Here is a 19,920-nt window from a genome sequence, read left to right on the forward strand (position 1 = left end):
AAAACCATGGAAACCCGGCGCTTGCAATACCGCAAATACGCCGCTTAATATGATCAACCAGATGGGCCAGACCCTCTCTTAGATCAGGCCGCCAGATGTTCCATTTTATATGACGACGGACAAACACACCGCAAGATCGGGCGCTCCTTCGACCACATGCGCAACCGGGTGCGATACATCCTGAAAGGCGCAGATCCTGATACCCGTCACTTCCTTGGCTGCACGAAAGCGGAACAGACATACATCAAGGGAAAACGCGCTGGCGTATCCCAGGACCTAAATAGGAAGGCGAGGTGTGCAGCGGGTGCCGTCCAACCATCAGGGGCCAAGAAACCCACAAGGGAGATGTTGGAGGCAGCGAGTATTAGGAATTTTATCAAGGATGAGAGAAAGGAGGCTCTGCAAGGGGCCATTGTTAGTCCAGATTATTGAACATAACCTTCTTGGACTTCATCTTCTGAATCTGTGCCACCGTCATCCAACACGACAAATAGTATGTCCCATTAGAAATTATTTTTCCTAGCTTGGATTTTGAAATGGACCGTGTGTTTGGACGGGGTAAAGATACATTACTGCTCTCTAAAATATTTCTCACGACACTCGTTTTGATACCGAAGTTGGTATTTTCGGGTAGTGATCCAAATTTCTTCAGTACCTTCATTTTATCCAATCTTGCGACGGCAACACCGACCACATTGCCCTTATCGTCGAGTATTGGACCACCACTGTTGCCAGGTTGCAGAGCAGCATCAATCTGGATGTTAGAGAAGTTATTCCCAATACCGGTAAGGGAACTGATAATGCCCTTGGTGACCTTAATCGATGTACTCACTTTGCGGCCAAAGGGATAGCCAGCGACATAAACGTCCTGAAGAAGTTCTGGCTTGTCATTGCTCAATGGGAAGACTGTGGAAGGATGAAAATTTCCTTTCAGAAGAGCAAGATCATTCCTTGGATCAAAAGTAATCACAGTCGCCGCAATAGACTTGCCTTGGTGATGTATTTTGATGTGTTTACACCCTTTGATAACATGGTCGTTAGTGATGACATGCCCGTCATTGGAAACGGCAAATCCGCTTCCAGAGGATGCTCGAATAATTTTATTAGGGTCTAATTTCCTTTTGGGCGTACGGCGTGAACGTTTCCTAGCAGTTACAGATGGGGTCACTTTCTTAGAATATTCGAACTTTCCATTTTTCCACATGCCCTCTGTCACACGTCCATTGGCAAACTTATAGGTGCCCGGTCCGTGCCTCTTGCCATTCCTGTATTCACCGACGTATTTGTCGCCAGACTTGGCGTAGGTATATGTGCCCTGTCCGTGCTTCTTACCATTTTTATATTCACCAGCGTGTGTGTCGCCAGACTTGGCGTAGGTATATGTGCCCTGTCCGTGCTTCTTTCTATTTCTGAATTCACCAACGTATTTATTACCAGACTTGGCAAAGTAAAAGGTGCCCTGTCCGTGCTTCTTGCCATTTCTCCATTCACCGACGTATTTGTCGCCAGACTTGGCAAAGTTAATAGTGCCCTGTCCACGAGGCTTACCATTTCTCCATTCACCGACGTATTCGTCGCCATTCGCCCACACATAAGTGCCCTGTCTGTTAAAATTTCCATTCCTGAATTCACCAACGTATTTGTCCCCTGCATATTTAGGCGGTGAATTCGCAACCACTGTTCCTTGGCACCCATCCCACGAAGCAAAACCTGAAACAGGCCCAGTGAGGGGACTGCCATCGCACTCAGGCAGTGCAGAATGCACTCTGGCTTTTCGCGGGGAAGTGCGAGGCGTTCTACGTGGAGATTTTTTTGCATCTGAGTTTGATTCAGTTGAGGAAGAAGGGGCTGGGTTTTGCGAAATTTTTGAATTAACCGAAGGGGGTGATTCAGGGTGCGAAGCTGCGGTGCTCGGTTTTGGCACCAAGCCCTTGCTGATCATAATCTTTAGCACCTTCTTAGCCTGTGTTAGTCCTTGGGCGGCTGCTTTGCGGAGCAATTTGGCAGATTCTATGAAGTCTACTGCTACTCCTCGTCCTTTAGCGTAAAAGAGACCAAGATTAAATTGGGCTTCCGGTAGTCCCTGCTCAGCGGCCTTTTTATAAAACTTCGCAGCTTCAGAATAGTCTTGTGGAACACCAAGTCCTCTTGCATAGAAGACACCCAAATTGTATTGGGCCTTTGAAAATCCCTTTTTAGCTGCACTTTGGTACCATATTGCCGCTTCTCTATAGTCTTTTGGAACTCCAAAACCCCTTTCGTAGGAAAATCCAAGGTTGTAAAGGGCAATGGCCTCTCCCTGCTTCGCTGCCTCGCGGAACCAAGCAATGGCCTTTTTATAATCTTGAGGGACGCCATGGCCTGCTTGGTGTATGGCACCAAGGTTATTTTGGGCAAGCCCAAACCCTTGCACGGCAGCCTTGCTATAGAATTCAAAGGCCTTTTTATAATCTTGAGGGACGCCATAACCATTCTCATACATCACGCCTAGGTTATTTTGGGCCAAGGGAATTCCCCGCTGGGCAAGATGCGACCATTCTTTTAAGGCAGTACTGTAGTCGCCCTGATCATAGGCAACTTTTCCCTTCTGAAAATCCTGCGCCGTTGCAGGCAGAGCGATTAGCAGCGTGATGATGAAAAAAATCCTGGCAGTTATGCGCATATCGATCCTACAGCCTATCAAGTGCCTTCCTCTACTGATCACGATATCAAATGTGATAACTATTAATAGTTTCCGCCTTGGGGGAGGGCGTTGTTTAACAAAACATGCGCCCATGTATAATTGGTGTCAATAATCATGACCGGTAAGGTTGCAGAAACGGTACAGGGGTGCGGCCTATAGCCTATTGATATATAAATATAATTTGGCCTTAAAATAGAAGAACGCCAGGTCGCAAAACAGGTTTGATTTCAGTGTCTTACGTGCAGGCAACACGTACCTAGACTGGCAACAGGTGTCTTCGACCCAAAGGTAAGCTGCCTCGGACGATGAGAGCGTTTTATGACTATCATAGAGGCCTAAAATTTACTGCCATCACGATTGGTCTCCGTGGAGCGAGATAACTTCGGCAGTTTCATCACTGAAAGGTCTCGAGCAAAAATCAGCCCACATTCCCATCAACCGCCCCCGCTTATCAAAAACATCAGATCGTGCATAAGCCTGCGTCACCTTATCACCAACTATATGGTGCAGAGCTGCTTCAGCAACGGTCAGAGGAAATGGTGCCTTGTCCTGGGCCCAGTTCGTAAAGGTTGAGCGAAAACCGTGTGCTGACATTTCAGGCCAATCTCGCTTGAGCCTCATGCGGTCTAGGACACTATCCATAGCCCCATTGGATAGCCCCCTCTTTGTACCAATTGAGGGGAATATAAAATCTGACTCCCTAAATTCCTTCATAGCCAAGAGCACAGAAACGGCATCATCGTTCAAAGGGACACGGTGCTCCTTCTTACGCTTCATATGATCTGCGGGACAGGTCCATACCCGTTTCTCGATATCTATCTCACTCCATTGTGCCTTAAAGACCGTCCCTACACGACTTGCGGTCAGGATTGTATATTCAAGGGCCTTTGCGGCTACGCCTTTGCGTTGACGGAGGGCCTCCATGAATTCATTCATTAGATCATAGGGCAATGCGGGGTGGTGTCTCACCTCCCGGACGTCACTAGGCTTCGCTAAATGGTGCTCAAGGTTACCTCGCCATTCGGCAGGGTTGTCGCCCTCCCTAAGCCCCCTAGACTTGGCAGCATCTAGAACCGCCTGGATGCGCTGGCGAACCCTGACTGCTGTTTCCGTTTTAGTAGTCCATATAGGGTCCAGCACAATGAGGATATGATTTGTATCAATCAATTGAACAGGCAAATCCCCTATGGTGGGATAGGCATAGGTCTTGAGAGTGTTTTCCCATTGCTGACGATGCTTGGGATTTTTCCACCCCGCCTGTTTTCTTTTAAGAAAGGCCTCGGCTACACTTTTGAAAGTCTCGGCACTTAAGGCATCCATTTTCGTCTTAGCCATATTGGCCCGCCGGGAATCAATAGGGTCGATACCTTCCCTCACCCTTGCGGCTGCCTGCCTAGCCCGGTTACGCGCCTCAGATAGCCCCACAGCCGGATAACGACCAAGACCCATCTTTCTCCGTTTCCTATTGAGCTGATAGCGGTAGTACCAAGATCTTGCACCACCCTCCTTTACACCGAGATACAGAGCGCCTTTTTCAATTTTCGCTGCAGATTGAGGGTCGCGATGCATTCCAAGCTTATCAATTGCCTGAACTGTTCTATCGGTCCATTTATCGGCCATTAGCTTTTTCTCCCTGCCAGTCCTGCGAGAACACACCATTGATGCACTAATAAGTAAATTTGTATAGCAAGGCACCATTCAGGGTACCACCTTATCCCGGATACCAAAGGTCTGCAACGGACAAATACGGACAGAAAATAACAGAAACCACAATGTAACTGGGGTTTTTGTGGATGCTCATGAATGGTGGCGGACAGTGTAATGGCGGAGGGAGAGGGATTCGAACCCTCGATACGGGTTACCCCGTATACTGATTTAGCAAACCAGCGCCTTCAGCCACTCGGCCACCCCTCCGCAAAGCACCAAAGCGGTGCCGGGAACATGGTTCTAAATGGGGGGGGGATGGCTGTCAACGAAGCCGTATCAATAAGAATGCATCCAGAGCCAAAACCGGGCACCGGATCAAGATATGGATCAGGATTTAGACCAGGCCTGATAGCCGGTTTTCATGGCTTCCAGCGCCGTTTCCAACGCGTTTTCTGAAGCCGTATCTTTTTCCATCAGGCCGTTATAGGCGTCTCTGGCCTCTACAAAGGCAATCCAGAGTTCTGCCTGGGACACGGCACTGGCCGCCCGGCGTTCATGGTCAACCCGTTCCTTATCATCCACTTCAACAAGAAGCGTTTTCAGCCGCACGGCCACCTGATGGGCACCGGAAGCATAGGCATGATTGAATGCCGCTAAAATTTTATCAGACAATCTGCGGTCAAACGGGGGCTTTCCCAGTTCATGATCCACTGAAACGCTTTCTTGCATCTGGGCACCCTCCATCGTCTTGCCTTTCATTGTCCATTACCAGCCAGCCAAGGCGCCAGACCAGTCACGCAATCATCCCTATAACCAGAGCCCCAGCGGGCGTTGGTCATTTTAGACCACCAATGGTGGCCTATCGTTGTTAATTTTCCCTAAAAACCACACAAATTAGCCATCGGCCAAAAAAACTATCACTTTAGGTATAATTTTGCTAAAATGTTTACAACTTTTTAATTACATCCATAGGAGACTGTATCTGTCGCAAAGAGGTTATTCAAATCGGGGAGAATACAAATGGCACTTTCAAAAAAATCAGCAGAAGCGCTTTTGGACTTGGTGGAAATAAAGCTGAGTTGCATTCAGGTCTATGACCGCGAGGATGCCCGCGAAGTCAAAAAGCTTGAACAGTGCCGGAGAGAAATTCTCGAGCTTTTTGGAAAATCCAAAGCTGCTCAAAATGCCGAAATTATTCCCATTGATCGTCGAATTCCACCTGAGGCACGCGCCCGGGCAATATAACAGTCCCAGTTATCGAAATCCCGGTTGCAGCGCCGGGTTCTAAGAGAGGGAACCGTGGCACCCCCCCCCCCTGACCGCGGTTCCCTCTCACTTTATTTAAGGCGCCCTTATGGCGTCTTTTTTTATGAGATCAAAGACCGTCATCTCTGGGTGGGATTTGCAGGCCTGTTTGCACGGCCGGGCGCGTCGCGATGTGATCAAACCAGGTTTTAAGCCTGGGAAAACCCGCCAGATCAATTTCCTGCATCTGCCAACGGTGAATCCAGGGCCAGGCGGCAATATCGGCGATGGAATAATCATCGCCTGCAAGGTAGGTCCGGCCATCGTTAAGGCCTTTTTCAAAAGCCGCATAGATGCGGTTGTTTTCTTCTTTCCACAGATCAAGAAAATGATGGGGATCGCCCTTGTCGCGCAACCGGATCAGCCAGTGAACCTGCATGGCAGAAAAGGTCAAATGCGTTGAAGCATAAAACAGCCATTCCATGACTGTCGCCCGGGCCGCACCCGATGGGGGCAAAAACTTTCCCGATTTCTCTGCCAGATAGATAAGAATGGCGCCGGATTCAAACACCGAAACCGTTTCACCGTCGGGCCCATCATCATCGACAATTGCCGGGATGCGCCCGTTGGGATTAATGGCTTTGAACCACGCTTCCTTCTGTTCCTTCTTTTGAAGGTCCATGGACCGGACCGTATAAGGCAGCCCGGTTTCTTCGAGCATGATGGAAGCCTTGCGACCATTCGATGTCGCCTTGCTGTAAAGGGTGATCATATCCCTGCCCCCGAACGGATTAGTGTTTGTCGTACTGGGTTTTGCCAAACATAAATTCCCAGGCCTTATCATCCATCTCTGCGCGGGGGATGCCTTCCAGAATCTTGTTGCCCTCAATTACCTGTGGGCGGGAATCGATTTGGTTAAACCAGCGCAAGACGTTGGGGAAATCTTCATGGGGCACGCCACGGCGTTCCGGATTACGGCACCACGGATAAATGGCCATATCGGCAATGGAATAATCCTTGCCTGCAATATATTCATTTTCGGCCAAACGCTTTTCCATCACCCCGTAAAGACGACGGACTTCGTTGCGATACCGATCCTGGGCGTAGGGAATGGGGTCTTTGGCATAAACAATAAAATGATTGGCCTGGCCAAACATTGGCCCAACACCCCCCATCTGGAACATCAACCATTCCATAACCCGCGCCCGGGCCTCACCCGATGTTGGCAAAAACTGACCCGTTTTTTCCGCCAGATAAAACAAAATGGCCCCGGATTCGAACAAACTCATCGGTTTTCCATCGGGGCCATCATGATCAATGATGGCTGGAATTTTATTATTGATGCTGACTTCCAGAAATTCCGGCTTGAATTGATCCCCCGCCCGGATATCGATGGGGTGCGCATTGAATTCCAGCCCCGTTTCCTGAAGCATAATATGAACCTTGCGCCCGTTGGGCGTTGTCCAGGAATAAAGATCAATCATGGTGTTGCCTTTTCTTGTTAGGGCGTCTTAAAAATTTATGCCGTACCCGCATCAATGCGGATTTTAGAGATTATGTCATCGACCCGTTTTGTCACCGGGCGTTCGCCCACCAGGGCAACCCAGCGCGCAATGTTGGGATACGGCTCTAGGTCCGCCCCGAACCGATCAATAGAGCAACAATGGGGCATCAGGCCCATATCGGCGATGGAATACGTATCGCCCGCAATATATTCAGATTTGCCAAGACGGGAATTGATCACGCCCAGCAATCGATGGGCTTCCTTTACATATCGCTCTCTTGGGTATGCCATGTCGGGCTCGCCCGAGAGCGCGCGGGTATAAAAATAATGGGCTTCTGTGAACAACGCCCCCGGCGCGCCCATCTGGAACATCAGCCATTGCAGAACATCAAACCAGCTCCGTTCATCATCGGGCCGGAATTGCCCGGTTTTTTCAGCAAGATAAATCAGAATAGCCCCGGATTCGAATACCGTTATCGGTTGTCCACCGGGGCCATCAGAATCGACGATGGCGGGCACCTTGTTATTGGGGTTAATGGCCAGAAATTCAGGCGCCAGCTGTTCTTTCTTTCGCAAATTCACCACGTGCTGGGTATAGGCCAGCCCCGTTTCCTCCAGCATCATGAAAATCTTGCGGTTGTTGCCACTGGACCAGCAATAAAAATCAATCATGCTACCGCTCCATCCCAACAGATTCACGCACGTCTTCGCAAATCTCTGCGGCCCGGATAACCGATGGGCGCTCAGCCATTTGATCGAACCAGCGCTTGAAATTGGGATAATCAGCAAAGTCCAAATTCCGTTTTTCCGGCTGCTGGCACCACGGGAAAATCGCAATGTCGGCAATGGAGAAATCCTTGCCCGCGACAAAATCATTGTCTGCAAGCCGCAACTCCAGCACGCCCATCAACCGCTTTGCATCTTCGACATAATGATCAAACCCCGCTTTCATGCCGGGCTGATCACGGCGGGAAACAAAATGGCCGGCCTGGCCAAACATGGGGCCAAGGTCCCCCATCTGGAACATCAACCATTGAATGGTAATGGAGCGCTGGCGGGGATCATCGGATAAAAACTTGCCAGTCTTATGGGCGAGATACATCAAAATCGCACCCGATTCGAACACTGAATACGGCTGCCCACCGGGGCCATCCAGATCAATGATGGCAGGGATTTTGTTGTTGGGGGAAATGGCCAAAAATTCCGGGCTGAATTGTTCGCCCCTGGCAAGCACGATGGGATTGATGCGGAATTCAAGCCCGCATTCCTCCAACATAATATAGACCTTGCGCGCGTTGCCCGTCGTCCATGAATGAACCTCAATCATGCGATGCCCTGCCCCGTTTTTGCCCCCTGTTGTTATATAATTGTGAGGCACTGACATGTTTTCTACCACGGCCTCCCGCACGCGGAAAGCGCAAGTAGGCGATATTTCCCACTGATCACGGCATTGTTATCTGGGCTCAGCCTAGCTGGTGTGCAGTTCGCAGCGGCGTTTCCAGGTTTCTACGGAGGCGGTGCCGTGGTGGCGTTCCATGGTCTCTTCGTCTAGTTGGTCTAGAACCACGGGGTTGGTGGAACCGGGAGGCAGATAGGTAAAAGCATGATGGCCGTTTTCACCCTTGATCAGATGGCCATTGGGCATGGTAATCATATCCCCCGAAATGGAAACCTTGCGCCCATCGGTAAAGCACCACTGCCCGTCAATGGCATCGGCGCGAACCGAGCCAGCAAATACCGACACAAAGAAAAGAAGCGATAACCCAAACCTGAAGCCCATTTCCGCACCTCATGTGTTATGTGATCGAATTCTAGTCTGAAAGTTTTTTACGCAAAATCTCGTTAACCGCACCGGGGTTGGCCTTGCCTTTGGTGGCCTGCATAATCTTGCCCACAAACCATCCGATCACTTTTTCATTGCCGGATTTGAATTGTTCCACCTGTTCCGGTGCCGATGCAATCACCTTGTCCACTTCGGCTTCAATGGCACCGGTATCGGTGATTTGTTTAAGGCCTTTTTCTTCAACGACGATGGCCGCACCTTTGCCCGATGCAACCATTTCTTCGAACACATCCTTGGCCAATCGGTTGGAAAGCGTGCCATCAGATATAAGATCCAAAAGTCCCCCAAGCGCATCTGCGCTCACAGGGCTGTCTCCGATATCAAGGCCTTGATCATTGAGCACCCGAAACAGTTCTCCGCCGATCCAGTTTGCGGCAATTTTACCATCGCGCCCTGATGCTGCAGTTTCAAAATATTCGGCCGTTTCACGTTCTGCCACCAAAATGCCTGCGTCATAAGCAGACAAACCGTAATCAGCAATGAAGCGTGCACATTTTTCATCGGGCAGTTCTGGCAGGTCTGCTTTCAGTTTTTCCACCCATGCCGCATCAAGCACCAGCGGCAACAAATCCGGATCTGGAAAATAGCGATAATCATGCGCCTCTTCCTTGGACCGCATGGACCGGGTTTCGCATTTGACCGAGTCAAACAGGCGGGTTTCCTGAGCCACTTCGCCGCCATCTTCGATCAACTCGATCTGGCGGGCGGCTTCAAATTCAATGGCTTGGTGGACAAAGCGGATGGAATTGACGTTCTTGACCTCAGCGCGGGTACCCAATGCTTCACCCGGGCGACGCACAGAGACGTTCACATCGGCGCGCATAGAGCCTTCTTCCATATTGCCATCGCAGGTGCCCAGATAGCGGACAATGGAACGCAGCTTGGTCAGGTATGCGCAGGCTTCTTCAGGGGAGCGAATGTCTGGTTCAGACACAATTTCCATCAACGCGACGCCACAACGGTTCAAATCCACATAGGTTGCCTTGGGGTCCTGATCATGGATGGATTTACCAGCATCCTGTTCCAGATGCAGGCGCGTGATGCCAATGTTTCGTTGGCTGCCATCTTCCATATCCAGAACCATCACGCCTTCGCCCACCACGGGCTGGGTGAATTGAGAAATTTGATAGCCTTGGGGAAGGTCTGGATAAAAATAATTTTTGCGATCAAACACGGACACCAGATTGATCTTTGCCCCCAGGCCAAGCCCCGTGCGCACGGCCTGTTCCACACAGACCCCATTGATCACCGGCAACATGCCGGGCATGGCCGCATCCACCAAAGACACCTGAGAATTCGGTGCCGCACCAAAGGTGGTGGCAGCACCTGAAAACAATTTTGCATTGGAAATCACCTGGGCGTGAACCTCCAGCCCGATGACCATTTCCCATTCACCGGTATTGCCTTGAAGCAAGCTCATTTGGAACCTCCGGGGTTACAGGAAAATCCAGCGCGGGCCTCGATCGCGGCACCCACATTGAAAACCGTTTCCTCATCAAAGCTTTGGCCCAAAATCTGTAACCCAAGGGGAAGCCCATCGTTATCCAAACCGGCCGGCACGGAAATGCCGGGAATACCAGCGAGCGATGCAGGCACTGTGAAGACATCATTTAAATACATGGCGATGGGATCGTCTTGTTTTTCACCAATGGCAAAGGCCGCCCCCGGTGTGGTCGGGGTCAGGATCACATCCACCTTTTTATAGGCTTCGGCAAAATCCTGGGCAATCAGGGTGCGGACCTTTTGGGCCTTTAAATAATAAGCATCGTAATACCCGGCCGATAATACATAGGTACCGATTAAAATGCGCCGCCGGACCTCGTCGCCAAAGCCTTCGGCGCGGGTGGCTTCATACATGTCGTCGAGATCACCGTCGAAGTCTGCGCGATTGCCATAGCGAACCCCATCATAGCGCGCCAGATTTGACGATGCCTCTGCCGGGGCCAGAATGTAATAAACCGGCAAGGCATGGGCGGTATTGGGAAGGCTGATTTCCACTGGTTCCATGCCTGCATCAACCAACCATTCAACCCCTTGATCCCAGAGCTTGGAAACCTGTTCATCCATGCCATCAAGGCGATATTCTTTCGGGATGCCAACCTTCAGGCCTTTCAGGGGCTTTGAAAGGGCGGCTTCATAATCGGGAACGGGGCAATCAACGGACGTAGAATCTCTGGGGTCAAAACCTGCCATATGGCGCAACAAAATAGCCGAATCGCGTACCGTTCGGGTAATGGGTCCGGCCTGATCCAGCGATGATGCAAATGCCACCACCCCCCAACGCGAACAGCGCCCATAGGTGGGTTTCATCCCAACCACCCCACAAAAAGACGCTGGCTGGCGGATGGAGCCGCCGGTATCGGTCCCCGTCGCTGCAGTGCATAGCCCGGCGGCAACGGCGGTGGCAGACCCGCCACTGGACCCACCCGGAACCAAAGCGCTGTCATCATTATTGCGATGCCACGGATTTTCCACGGCCCCAAAATAACTGGTGCCGTTTGAGGACCCCATGGCAAATTCATCCAGATTGGTCTTGCCCAGCATGACCGCCCCTGCGTCCCATAAATTTTGGGTAACAAAAGATTCATACGGTGGCGTAAAGCCTTCAAGAATGCGCGATGCCGCCGTGGTTTGCACCCCATCGGTACAAAACAAATCCTTGATGCCAAGGGGAATGCCTTCCAGGGGGCGCGCAGTGCCATCTTTAATGCGCTGATCAGATTGTTTCGCAGCACTTAAGGCTGATTCCGGTGTTTCGGTAATATACGCGTTCAGATTTTGCGCTGATTCAATCGCAGAAATGTAATCCCCTGCCAATTCATGGGCCGAGAATTTTCCCGTCTCAAGACCATCTCTGGCATCGGCAATGGTCAGCCCCGGAAATGTAGAAGCCATTATTCCACCACCTTGGGCACGGTGAAAAAGCCATCCCTGGCATCGGGCGCGTTGGCCAAAACCTTTTCATGAATATCCGTTCCGGTCACCTTGTCTTCGCGCCAGCGAAGCAAGGTTCCGTTGAGGCCAGATTGCGACATGGGCGCAACATTTTCCGTATCCACCGCATCCAACTGTTCAATCCAGCCTAAAATGGCCGAGAGTTCACCGGCAAGCCCATCAAGTTCATTTTCAGGCACCTTGATGCGGGCAAGAGATGCAATGCGAGCAACGGTAGCTTTATCCAGCGACATCTATAAAATGTTCCCAATATTGAAAAGGCTTTATGGCCCAAAGTGACCATAATTCAAGCCAAAGTTAAGGCCCCAAGCGGCCCGAAAGTTATCATCGGCCATGACCATCTGCAACCCCAGAGACCTTATAAACAGCCTTGCCCCCGGCAAACGCATTTTGGGTCTTGATCTTGGCACCAAAACCATCGGCCTTGCCCTAACTGATGTCGGGCACTGCATCGCAACGCCCATGGAAACCATCAAACGCACAAAACAGCTTGCTGATTTTGCCCGCCTTATGGACATCATTGAAACCCAAGGCGTTGGCGCCCTTGTCCTGGGCCTGCCCATCAATATGGATGACACCGAAGGCAAGCGGTGTCAGGCCACCCGCCAGTTCGCATCAGATTTTCTAAAGGGCATCGATATCCCGTTGGCATTCTGGGACGAACGGCTTTCTTCATCCGTTGCCCAAGATGCCCTGATTGAAGCCAACGTTCGACCAAAGAAACGCAAGGCCGTGATCGATAAAATCGCAGCATCGGTTATTCTTCAGGGGTTTTTAGACAATATCGGCGCAAGAAATTGATTGAAATTCGCATTTTATGCACATTTTAGTGCTATCCTGTGGATAAAATTAGATTATTTCGCTAAAATTCGACCATAAATTGCGATTAACGCAATTTTATCTTGCGATCCCTGCAAAATAGCGTCACCCTATCCCCATGCTCAATCCAGCCGGTAACATCATCACCAAATGCGGTGGCGCCAATGCGGTCGCCGAAATACTGGGGGTTCACCCCAGCAACGTCCACCGTTGGACCTATGAAAAAAGCCGGGGCGGTAGTGATGGCCTGATCCCTGCGCGCCACCATCAGGCCTTGATGGAATTTGCCCGCGCCCATGGCATCGACCTCTCCACCGATGATTTTTTCGCTACAGAGACCAAAACCGGTGAGACGTCTTTGGGCCCCCAATTCCGGTTTCGGCATATTCTTGGGATTGAAGGCTTAAGCGCCGAAGAAATCACGTTCTTGCTGGATCGCGCCGAAGGATATGTTGCGTTGAGCCGCAGCCGCCAGAAAAAGACCGATGTCTTGCGCGGGCTGACCATCATCAACCTGTTTTTCGAAGATTCCACCCGAACCCGCACATCGTTTGAACTGGCTGGCAAACGTCTGGGCGGGGATGTCATCAATATGTCCGTGGCAACATCGTCCATCCACAAGGGTGAATCCCTGATCGACACGGCCATGACCCTGAACGCCATGCGTCCCGATGTATTGGTTGTCCGCCACCCCCATTCCGGTGCGGTGGAATTGCTGTCCCAAAAGGTCACCTGTTCCGTCATCAACGGGGGCGATGGCAGCCACGAACACCCGACCCAGGCCCTGCTGGACGCCCTTACCATCCGTCGACGCAAGGGGCGCCTTAATGACCTGAGGGTCGCCATTTGTGGCGATATTTCCCACAGCCGGGTTGCCCGGTCCAACATCCACCTGTTGACCACCATGGGAGCGCAGGTGCGCGTCGTCGGTCCGCCAACCCTGATCCCGCCCAAGATCGATCGCATGGGCGCAGAGGTTTTTCACGATATGAAAGAAGGCCTGAAGGATTGCGATATTGTCATGATGCTGCGTTTGCAGCTGGAACGCATGCACGGCACATTCGTGCCTAGCCTGCGCGAACATTTTCATTTTTATGGCCTTGATCGCGACAAGCTGGCACAGGCCAAACCCGATGCCCTGATCATGCATCCAGGTCCGGTTAACCGTGGCGTTGAAATAGACACCTCTGTTGCCGATGACATCGACCGGTCTGTCATCACCGAACAGGTCGAAATGGGGCTTGCGGTGCGCATGGCGTGCCTTGAAGCCGTCACCTTGGCGAACCCATCATGAATGCAACTGCTTTCATCAATGTCCGGCTCATCGATCCCGAAACCGGGCTGGACGAGCACAGCGCTTTGTTGGTCAAAGACGGCCAAATCGCCGATTTCGGCCAGGGGCTTTTTGCCGATGGCGTGCCTGAAGGCATTGAAACCATAGACGGGGCAGGATTGGTCTTAACGCCAGCTCTGGTGGACATGCGGGTCACTCTCCATGAACCCGGTGAAACCCAAAAAGAAACCGTTCAAACTGCCGCCGATGCTGCCGTTTCCGGGGGCGTCACCACCCTTGTCGCACTGCCGGGCGTTGATCCAGTGACCGATGATATTGCGCTGGTGGAATTCATGATTGCCCGGGGCCGAGAAACCGAAAAGATCAATGTCCACCCTTACGGCGCCGTTACCATGGGTGCAAAGGGCGAAAAACTGACAGAAATGGGCCTGCTGACCAATGCGGGTGCTGTTGCCTTCACCGATGGGGTTCGGGCCATTGCGGATCCACTGACCATGCGGCGCGCACTCGCCTATGCGTCCAGCTTTAATCTTTTGATCGTCCAGCATCCGGAAGAGCCAAACCTGGCGGCAGGCGGACAGATGAACGAAGGCGAAATCGCCACGCGCCTTGGTCTTCAAGGCATTCCGGGCTGCGCCGAAGTGATGATGATTGAGCGCGACCTGCATCTTGTTGAACTGACCGGGGGGCGCTATCACGTCGCCCATATTTCCACAAAGAAAGGCATTGATGCCGTGCGTCAGGCGAAAGCACGGGGGCTGAACGTCACCTGCGATACGGCACCACCCTATTTTGGCCTGAACGAATTGGAAATCGGTGAATACCGCACCTTTGCAAAACTTTCCCCGCCGTTGCGTGCCGAAGATGACCGATTGGCTGTGGTGGAAGGATTGCGGGACGGCACCATCGACGTTATCGCGTCTGACCACCTGCCCCAGGACCCGGATTCAAAACGCCTGCCCTTTGATCAGGCCGAAGTGGGCATCACCAGCGTTGAAGCCCTGCTGCCCATCGCACTGGAACTTTACCACAATCAAGTATTGCCCCTTGGCGGACTCCTTAAAACCATGACCGCCAACCCGGCCAACCTTTTGGGACTGAACGCCGGGCACATCACAAAAGGCGCACCTGCCGACATCATTTTAATTGATCCAGATATGCCATGGCGGATCAGGGAATCAGACATCATCAGTAAATCAAAAAACACGTTGTTTGATGGCCGCCCGGTTCAGGGCCGATGCATCCGCACGGTCCATCAAGGCCAAACCGTTTATAAATTCGAAACCTGATACGGGGACATAGAGACATCATGGCGGATATCATCTGGATCACTGTGGCAGCCCTTGCCATTGGCTATGGCTTCGGTTCCATTCCATTTGGCCTGTTGCTCACCCGGTTAGGGGGATTGGGCGATATTCGAACACTGGGATCGGGCAACATTGGGGCCACCAACGTACTTCGGACTGGCAACAAGACCATCGCACTGTTGACCCTGCTACTGGACATGGCCAAGGGGGCCGGGCCGGTGCTTTTGGCGATCCACTTCAGCCCAGATAACACCCTTCCCTATGCCGTGCTTGGGGTGGGTGCCGGGGCGGTGATTGGCCATGTCTTTCCCCTATGGCTTCGATTTAAAGGTGGCAAGGGTGTCGCCACCTTGTTTGGCGTTGTGGCGGGGCTGTGCTGGCCCGGGGCTTTATTAGCGCTTGCAACATGGCTTCTCAGTGCCATTGCCTTTCGCATGTCATCGGCCGCCGCCCTGGTGGCACTTATCGCAACACCCACCTATGTCTGGTGGTTTTATGACAAAATAACCGCTGGTGTGGTGCTGGCCTTGGCCATTTTGGTCATTGCGCGGCACCGGGAAAACATTTCACGCCTGATCCAGGGCAATGAACCCCGCATTGAATTCAGCAAAAAAGACGCTGCTGAATAGAAATTGACAAGCAGCTTCGCTTCCCCCAATTTAATACCGTTATGGTAGAAACAAAAACGCTTAGTACCGCCGAAAGAGTTGACTGGCTGCGTCTGATCCGCTCTGAGAATGTTGGCCCGGTGACCTTCCGCCAATTGATCGAACGTTTCACAACCCCAACAAATGCCCTTGATGCCTTGCCTGAACTCGCTAAACGCGGGGGCGGAAAACGAGCTATCCGTATTTGTACGAAATCCGATGCTGTAGCCGAGATGGAAAAGCTGGACCGCGCGGGCGGGCAGATGATTGCCATATGCGAACCCCAATACCCAGCCGCCCTTGCCAACATTCCTGACGCACCGCCGGTCCTGTCTGTTTTTGGTCAAGTGCATCTTTTGGAGCAACGCATGATCGCCATCGTGGGTGCCAGAAACGGGTCTGCCAATGGCGTCCGCTTTACTGAAACCCTTGCCCGTGAACTGGGTCAATCAGATTTGATGATCGCATCGGGCCTTGCCCGTGGCATTGATGCTGCGGCCCATCGCGGGGCCCTTAACAGTGGCACCGTTGGCGTTATGGCCGGTGGCGTGGACATCATCTATCCCCGTGAAAACGATTCCTTATATGGGCAAATTTTAGAATCCGGGGCCTTGATTTCAGAACAACCCTTTGGAACCCGTCCCCAGGCACGGCACTTCCCAACCCGCAACCGAATCGTTTCTGGCATAGCTTTGGGCACCGTCGTTATCGAAGCAACGCTTCGATCTGGCTCCCTGATCACGGCACGCCTTGCAGGCGAACAGGGACGCGACATCATGGCTGTGCCCGGCACCCCCATGGACCCCCGGGCACGGGGCACCAATAAATTGATCCGCGAAGGCGCCGTGCTTGTTGAAAGTGCGGATGATGTTCTAGAAGCAATGATCCCCATCCTGCGCCGTCCCATGACAGAGCATGACCCAAGCCCTTACCATTCCCCCGAGCCAGTAGCCGAGATCAGCGAAATCGACATGGATGAGGCCCGGGAACAAATAATAAATGCCCTAGGCCAGGCACCTTCCACAATGGACGATATTGTGCGGACAAGCGGCGTTTCTTTGCAGTTTTCTGCCATGGTTTTTCTGGAATTGGAACTGGCTGGACGACTGGATCGCCACCCCGGCGGACAAGTTTCGCTTGCTTTTATCTGACGGTTAGCCCATTTAAGCGCCCCATTGCCCCCTTTTCTTGTTTCGGGAAACCCTGAACGGCCACATGCGGCCAGATACAAATGAGCAAATTGCGCGGAATATGAATCTCGTTATCGTCGAATCACCGGCTAAAGCCAAAACCATCAACAATTACCTTGGACCAGATTTCAAGGTAGTCGCCTCTTTTGGCCATATTCGGGACCTGCCACCCAAGGACGGATCAGTCCGGCCCGACGAAGACTTCGCCATGTCCTGGACCCTGTCGCCAAAGGCCGATGGCCGCGTCAAAGACATGGTCAAATTCCTTAAAGGGGCCGACACCCTTTACCTTGCCACTGATCCGGATCGCGAAGGCGAGGCGATTTCATGGCATGTTCTGGAAGTACTTCGGGAAAAAGGCGCATTAGAAGGCGTTGCCGTCAAACGCGTTGTCTTTCATGAAATCACCAAAAGCGCCGTTCTTGGTGCTGTCGCCAATCCCCGTGATCTGGACCAGCCCCTGATTGAGGCCTATCTGGCACGCCGTGCCCTTGATTATCTGGTTGGGTTCACCTTGTCGCCGGTATTGTGGCGTAAATTACCAGGCAGCCGTTCTGCGGGCCGCGTACAATCCGTAGCCCTACGCCTTATTTGCGAACGCGAATCCGAAATAGAGCTTTTCAAGCCCCGTGAATACTGGACGGTCGAAACCGCCTTGACCACGGCGGCCAATGTCGGGTTTACAGCCCGGCTCACCCATCTTTCAGGCGACAAACTCGGCAAATTCGATATTCCCGATCAAGTCACATCGGATGGAGCTGTTGCCACAATCAAGGGCGATATCCCCTATACCGTCACCTCGATTGATCGCAAGAAAACCAAGCGTAACCCACCGGCACCGTTCATCACCTCCACATTGCAGCAAGAAGCCTCTCGCAAGCTTGGCTTCGGCGCACGCCACACCATGCAGGTTGCCCAGCGCCTGTATGAAGGGATGGACATTGGTGGCGAAACCGTCGGCCTGATCACCTATATGCGGACAGACTCGGTCAATTTATCAGGAGAAGCCCTGACCCAGGCCCGCGATCTCATCACCAAACATTTTGGGCCTGAATATCTGCCCGACAGTCCCCGCACCTATCGTTCATCTGCCCGCAATGCCCAGGAAGCCCATGAAGCCATCCGCCCGACCAATATGGCCAGGCGCCCCGAAGACATCCGCAATGTTTTGGATACCGACCAGTTTCGCCTCTATGAGCTGGTCTGGAAACGGGCCGTTGCTTGCCAAATGGAAAGTGCACGCCTTGACCAGGTGGCCATAGAAGCAACCGGCACCGGGGCATCTGGCAATACCATCCTTCGGGCCAATGGATCTGTCATTTCCTTTGATGGTTTCTTGCGGCTGTATCAGGAAGGTCGCGATGACCCCACTGACAATGGTGCAGATGGTGCAGATGGCAGAGATGCCGGTGACGGCGATCGCCTGCTGCCCAGCATGAACGAAGGGGAAACCCTGACCCTTGGCACCGTCTCCCCGGAACAGCATTTCACCCAGCCCCCGCCGCGGTTTACCGAAGCCTCACTGGTTAAACGGCTGGAAGAACTTGGCATTGGCAGGCCTTCTACCTATGCCTCCATCATATCGGTCCTGCAAGACCGCGATTATGTCGTTTTAGAAAGCAAACGCTTCACACCAGAAGACCGGGGCCGGGTTGTCACCGCCTTTCTGTCATCGTATTTCCCCCATTATGTGGAATATGATTTCACGGCACAGCTGGAAGAACAGCTTGATGACATTTCCGATGGCCGGGCCAATTGGAAATCAGTCTTAAGCGAATTCTGGACCGATTTCATCAAAGCGGTCGACGAAACAAAAGACCTGACCATCACGGAAGTGATCGACACACTGGATGAAGACCTTGGCCCGCATTTTTTCCCGGTTTCCGAAGAAATGGCCGCACCCAGAAAATGCCCGGGTTGTGACGATGGACGCCTTGGACTGAAGCTCGGAAAATTCGGGGCCTTTGTCGGGTGTTCCAATTATCCTGAATGCCGCTACACCCGAAAACTGATCATTGCCGGCCAGGAAGATGAGAGCGATGCAGCCCTTGCCGCAGGCCCCATTGAACTTGGCCTCAATCCTGAAACCGGCATCATGGTCACGGTTCGCAAAGGCCCATATGGGCCTTATATCCAGTTGGGCGAAGCCATCCCAGCGGAGGGCAAAGGAAAAACAAAGACCAAGGCGGTTAAACCAAAACGCACATCTCTTCCCAAAGGTATGAGCCCCATTGATGTTACCCTTGAATCTGCGCTTGGGTTGTTATCGCTGCCCCGCGAAATTGGGCCGCACCCCGAAAATGACAAGCCCATTATTGCCGGCATCGGTCGCTTTGGCCCCTACGTTGAGCATGATGGCAAATATGCGTCTTTGCCCGCCGATGACAACATTTTGGAAATTGGCATCAACCGTGCCATTGATCTTTTGGCCAATGCCAAGCCAAAACGCGGCGGCCCAAGTTCCGGCAAGGAAATTGGCAAACACCCCGATGATGAAAAACCAGTGACCCTGCACAAGGGACGCTACGGCCCCTATGTCAAACATGGGCGTACCAACGCAACCGTATCCAAGGACGTCGATCCTGAAACGCTAACTCTGGAACAAGCCCTGGAATTGATCGCCGCAAAACTGGTCAAAGACGGTGCGAAAAAAGCCGCGCCCAAAAAGAAGGCAGCCCCAAAGAAGAAAGCCAAGGCCAAGAAAAAGGCAGCCCCTAAAAAGAAGGCCGCGCCAAAGAAAAAAGCCGCCAAAAAACCCGCGGAAGACCCGACAGAAGCCTGATTTC

18 protein-coding genes and 1 tRNA gene are annotated in these 19,920 nt (G+C 52.3%); 7 read left to right on the forward strand and 12 right to left on the reverse strand.

The genetic code is table 11. From position 1 onward, the window contains the following. Nucleotides 1-415: 415 nt before the first annotated feature. From HOJ08_00020 to HOJ08_00035, 4 genes are all read right to left on the reverse strand, one after another. Entirely contained in the window at nucleotides 416-2,662 is a 2,247-nt protein-coding gene (locus HOJ08_00020) for a trypsin-like serine protease (protein MBT5671822.1), read from the reverse strand. Nucleotides 2,663-3,034: 372 nt separating this feature from the next. Next, complete coding sequence (locus HOJ08_00025) at nucleotides 3,035-4,303, reverse strand: integrase arm-type DNA-binding domain-containing protein (GenBank protein ID MBT5671823.1); 1,269 nt, start codon at nucleotides 4,301-4,303, stop codon at nucleotides 3,035-3,037. A gap of 202 nt (nucleotides 4,304-4,505) precedes the next feature. Then, nucleotides 4,506-4,597: transfer RNA gene (locus HOJ08_00030), tRNA-Ser, on the reverse strand. Between the two features lie 120 nt (nucleotides 4,598-4,717). Then, the gene (locus HOJ08_00035; protein ID MBT5671824.1) at nucleotides 4,718-5,089 is read right to left on the reverse strand and encodes a hypothetical protein; all 372 of its coding nucleotides are present in this window, start codon (nucleotides 5,087-5,089) and stop codon (nucleotides 4,718-4,720) included. Between the two features lie 261 nt (nucleotides 5,090-5,350). Between HOJ08_00035 and HOJ08_00040 the strand changes: the two genes are divergently transcribed. Continuing rightward, the gene (locus tag HOJ08_00040) at nucleotides 5,351-5,575 is read left to right on the forward strand and encodes a hypothetical protein (protein MBT5671825.1); all 225 of its coding nucleotides are present in this window, start codon (nucleotides 5,351-5,353) and stop codon (nucleotides 5,573-5,575) included. 130 nt (nucleotides 5,576-5,705) lie between these two features. On the opposite strand, the gene HOJ08_00045 is transcribed toward HOJ08_00040, so the two are convergent. From HOJ08_00045 to gatC, 8 genes are all read right to left on the reverse strand, one after another. Next, nucleotides 5,706-6,347: a glutathione S-transferase family protein gene (locus HOJ08_00045; GenBank protein ID MBT5671826.1), complete on the reverse strand. Its 642-nt coding sequence runs from the start codon at nucleotides 6,345-6,347 to the stop codon at nucleotides 5,706-5,708. A 19-nt stretch (nucleotides 6,348-6,366) separates the two neighbouring features. Continuing rightward, nucleotides 6,367-7,059: a glutathione S-transferase family protein gene (locus tag HOJ08_00050; GenBank protein ID MBT5671827.1), complete on the reverse strand. Its 693-nt coding sequence runs from the start codon at nucleotides 7,057-7,059 to the stop codon at nucleotides 6,367-6,369. Nucleotides 7,060-7,094: 35 nt separating this feature from the next. Then, the gene (locus HOJ08_00055; protein MBT5671828.1) at nucleotides 7,095-7,751 is read right to left on the reverse strand and encodes a glutathione S-transferase family protein; all 657 of its coding nucleotides are present in this window, start codon (nucleotides 7,749-7,751) and stop codon (nucleotides 7,095-7,097) included. A 1-nt stretch (nucleotide 7,752) separates the two neighbouring features. After that, the gene (locus tag HOJ08_00060) at nucleotides 7,753-8,406 is read right to left on the reverse strand and encodes a glutathione S-transferase family protein (protein ID MBT5671829.1); all 654 of its coding nucleotides are present in this window, start codon (nucleotides 8,404-8,406) and stop codon (nucleotides 7,753-7,755) included. 141 nt (nucleotides 8,407-8,547) lie between these two features. Beyond that, nucleotides 8,548-8,859: a hypothetical protein gene (locus HOJ08_00065; GenBank protein MBT5671830.1), complete on the reverse strand. Its 312-nt coding sequence runs from the start codon at nucleotides 8,857-8,859 to the stop codon at nucleotides 8,548-8,550. Between the two features lie 31 nt (nucleotides 8,860-8,890). Beyond that, on the reverse strand, nucleotides 8,891-10,342 hold the full coding sequence (gene gatB, locus HOJ08_00070; protein ID MBT5671831.1) for an Asp-tRNA(Asn)/Glu-tRNA(Gln) amidotransferase subunit GatB: 1,452 nt from the start codon (nucleotides 10,340-10,342) through the stop codon (nucleotides 8,891-8,893). Next, the gene (gene gatA / locus HOJ08_00075) at nucleotides 10,339-11,817 is read right to left on the reverse strand and encodes an Asp-tRNA(Asn)/Glu-tRNA(Gln) amidotransferase subunit GatA (GenBank protein ID MBT5671832.1); all 1,479 of its coding nucleotides are present in this window, start codon (nucleotides 11,815-11,817) and stop codon (nucleotides 10,339-10,341) included. Before gatA ends, gatB begins: the two co-directional genes overlap by 4 nt. Beyond that, nucleotides 11,817-12,110, reverse strand: coding sequence for an Asp-tRNA(Asn)/Glu-tRNA(Gln) amidotransferase subunit GatC (gene gatC / locus HOJ08_00080; protein MBT5671833.1), 294 nt, complete (start codon nucleotides 12,108-12,110; stop codon nucleotides 11,817-11,819). The genes gatA and gatC overlap by 1 nt, the downstream gene beginning before the upstream one ends. Before the next feature lie 100 nt (nucleotides 12,111-12,210). Here gatC and ruvX point away from each other — a divergent pair, with 100 nt between their 5' ends. The 6 genes from ruvX (at nucleotide 12,211) to topA (ending at nucleotide 19,916) form a co-directional block, all read left to right on the forward strand. Next, nucleotides 12,211-12,678 (forward strand): Holliday junction resolvase RuvX, encoded by a 468-nt coding sequence (gene ruvX, locus HOJ08_00085; protein ID MBT5671834.1) that lies wholly within the window; start codon nucleotides 12,211-12,213, stop codon nucleotides 12,676-12,678. A gap of 295 nt (nucleotides 12,679-12,973) precedes the next feature. Then, nucleotides 12,974-13,990, forward strand: a complete 1,017-nt coding sequence (locus tag HOJ08_00090) for an aspartate carbamoyltransferase catalytic subunit (protein ID MBT5671835.1) — start codon at nucleotides 12,974-12,976, stop codon at nucleotides 13,988-13,990. Further along, nucleotides 13,987-15,279 carry a dihydroorotase gene (gene pyrC / locus HOJ08_00095; GenBank protein MBT5671836.1) on the forward strand — a complete coding sequence of 431 codons (1,293 nt, stop codon included), beginning with the start codon at nucleotides 13,987-13,989 and terminating at the stop codon, nucleotides 15,277-15,279. Before HOJ08_00090 ends, pyrC begins: the two co-directional genes overlap by 4 nt. 20 nt (nucleotides 15,280-15,299) lie before the next feature. Next, entirely contained in the window at nucleotides 15,300-15,926 is a 627-nt protein-coding gene (gene plsY, locus HOJ08_00100) for a glycerol-3-phosphate 1-O-acyltransferase PlsY (protein MBT5671837.1), read from the forward strand. Between the two features lie 41 nt (nucleotides 15,927-15,967). Beyond that, the gene (gene dprA, locus HOJ08_00105; protein MBT5671838.1) at nucleotides 15,968-17,095 is read left to right on the forward strand and encodes a DNA-protecting protein DprA; all 1,128 of its coding nucleotides are present in this window, start codon (nucleotides 15,968-15,970) and stop codon (nucleotides 17,093-17,095) included. Nucleotides 17,096-17,195: 100 nt separating this feature from the next. Beyond that, nucleotides 17,196-19,916, forward strand: a complete 2,721-nt coding sequence (gene topA / locus HOJ08_00110; protein MBT5671839.1) for a type I DNA topoisomerase — start codon at nucleotides 17,196-17,198, stop codon at nucleotides 19,914-19,916. Nucleotides 19,917-19,920: the final 4 nt, after the last annotated feature.

The organism is Rhodospirillales bacterium (assembly GCA_018666775.1).
GTDB lineage: Bacteria > Pseudomonadota > Alphaproteobacteria > SMXQ01 > SMXQ01 > JABIXC01.

Coding starts and splice junctions, on each gene's coding strand:
- HOJ08_00020 (MBT5671822.1), bottom strand. CDS start 2,662: ATGCGCATAACTGCCAGGATTTTTTTCATCATCACGCTGCTAATCGCT.
- HOJ08_00025 (MBT5671823.1), bottom strand. CDS start 4,303: ATGGCCGATAAATGGACCGATAGAACAGTTCAGGCAATTGATAAGCTT.
- HOJ08_00035 (MBT5671824.1), bottom strand. CDS start 5,089: ATGAAAGGCAAGACGATGGAGGGTGCCCAGATGCAAGAAAGCGTTTCA.
- HOJ08_00040 (MBT5671825.1), top strand. CDS start 5,351: ATGGCACTTTCAAAAAAATCAGCAGAAGCGCTTTTGGACTTGGTGGAA.
- HOJ08_00045 (MBT5671826.1), bottom strand. CDS start 6,347: ATGATCACCCTTTACAGCAAGGCGACATCGAATGGTCGCAAGGCTTCC.
- HOJ08_00050 (MBT5671827.1), bottom strand. CDS start 7,059: ATGATTGATCTTTATTCCTGGACAACGCCCAACGGGCGCAAGGTTCAT.
- HOJ08_00055 (MBT5671828.1), bottom strand. CDS start 7,751: ATGATTGATTTTTATTGCTGGTCCAGTGGCAACAACCGCAAGATTTTC.
- HOJ08_00060 (MBT5671829.1), bottom strand. CDS start 8,406: ATGATTGAGGTTCATTCATGGACGACGGGCAACGCGCGCAAGGTCTAT.
- HOJ08_00065 (MBT5671830.1), bottom strand. CDS start 8,859: ATGGGCTTCAGGTTTGGGTTATCGCTTCTTTTCTTTGTGTCGGTATTT.
- gatB (MBT5671831.1), bottom strand. CDS start 10,342: ATGAGCTTGCTTCAAGGCAATACCGGTGAATGGGAAATGGTCATCGGG.
- gatA (MBT5671832.1), bottom strand. CDS start 11,817: ATGGCTTCTACATTTCCGGGGCTGACCATTGCCGATGCCAGAGATGGT.
- gatC (MBT5671833.1), bottom strand. CDS start 12,110: ATGTCGCTGGATAAAGCTACCGTTGCTCGCATTGCATCTCTTGCCCGC.
- ruvX (MBT5671834.1), top strand. CDS start 12,211: ATGACCATCTGCAACCCCAGAGACCTTATAAACAGCCTTGCCCCCGGC.
- HOJ08_00090 (MBT5671835.1), top strand. CDS start 12,974: ATGGAATTTGCCCGCGCCCATGGCATCGACCTCTCCACCGATGATTTT.
- pyrC (MBT5671836.1), top strand. CDS start 13,987: ATGAATGCAACTGCTTTCATCAATGTCCGGCTCATCGATCCCGAAACC.
- plsY (MBT5671837.1), top strand. CDS start 15,300: ATGGCGGATATCATCTGGATCACTGTGGCAGCCCTTGCCATTGGCTAT.
- dprA (MBT5671838.1), top strand. CDS start 15,968: ATGGTAGAAACAAAAACGCTTAGTACCGCCGAAAGAGTTGACTGGCTG.
- topA (MBT5671839.1), top strand. CDS start 17,196: ATGAATCTCGTTATCGTCGAATCACCGGCTAAAGCCAAAACCATCAAC.